Annotated in this window: 1 protein-coding gene; it reads left to right on the top strand. The window is 54.5% G+C overall.

Going from position 1 to position 1136, the window contains the following annotated elements; genetic code table 11:
- Positions 1-116 precede the first annotated feature (116 nt).
- A complete protein-coding gene (locus ACQ4N7_RS30270; RefSeq protein ID WP_430715129.1) occupies positions 117-902 on the top strand; it encodes an HsdM family class I SAM-dependent methyltransferase in 786 nt (261 codons plus the stop codon).
- Positions 903-1136: the final 234 nt, after the last annotated feature.

The following is a 1136-nucleotide window of genomic DNA, read 5'->3' on the forward strand; positions in this document are numbered from 1 at the left end:
AAAGCTAGAGAATCACATTGGTGCGATTTGGACGTTCATCCACGACTACAATCGCCAAGTTAGAGAGAAGCTGGCAGAACGGGAATCGCCTACGTTTTCCTCTGTCCTTTACTAAAATGCACTACCCGTTAAAGCAGCGCACCTTCTACGGTCGCGAAAAAGACAACGCCATCTACCCGATTGCCCTGGCAAATCTCGCTCTGCACGGCATCGACGCGCCCCACCTCTGGCACGGTAACACCTTGACCTATGGCGAGTCCTACGGGGGGCTGTTCGCGGGCGCGCCGTCTCAGTTTGATGTCGCCCTGATGAATCCGCCCTTTGGCGGCAAGGAAGGCAAAGAGGCCCAGACGAACTTCGCCTACAAGACGGGCTCGACTCAAGTTCTGTTCTTACAGCACGTGATCGAATCGCTAAAGCCGACCGGGCGATGCGGCATCGTGCTCGACGAGGGCATTCTGTTTCGTACCAACGAGACAGCATTCGTGCAGACCAAGCGCAAGCTGCTCGACGACTGCGACGTGTGGTGCATCGTCAGCCTGCCGCCGGGGGTGTTTACGTCGGCAGGGGCAGGCGTGAAGACCAACCTCGTGTTCTTCTCCAAGGGCAAACCCACCGAGTCGATTTGGTACTACGACCTCAGCAATCGCAAGGTCGCGAAAAAGAAACCGCTGACAATGAAAGACTTTGACGAGTTCTTCAAACTGCTGCCGACGCGAGCCGACAGCGAACGAAGCTGGACCGTCTCTCGCAGCGACATTGAAGTGAAGAACTTCGACCTCAAAGCGGTAAACCCCAATAAGGTCGTCGACGAAGACGAGCGAACTCCCGAACAACTGCTCGACATCATCGAAGCCAAGGCCGAGGAAGTCGCGAAGGCGTTAGCGGTACTGAGAAAGTAGTCAATGCTATGAGGTGTTGTTACACAATGATGAGGCGTTACGAGATAGCCTTCACATCATCTAGTCAAGAGATGCTGACGTTACTCATTAGAGAACCCTTCGTCCGTATTGCAAAATCGCACGAACTTCGGCACCTGAATCGCGCCAACTTCGGCAGGTGAATCGCATGAACCTCGGCACCTGAATCGCATGAACTTCGGCAGGTCATGACTACCCCATCGGTGGATCTCGATA

Source organism: Nodosilinea sp. AN01ver1, from assembly GCF_050565655.1.
Lineage (GTDB): Bacteria > Cyanobacteriota > Cyanobacteriia > Phormidesmidales > Phormidesmidaceae > Nodosilinea.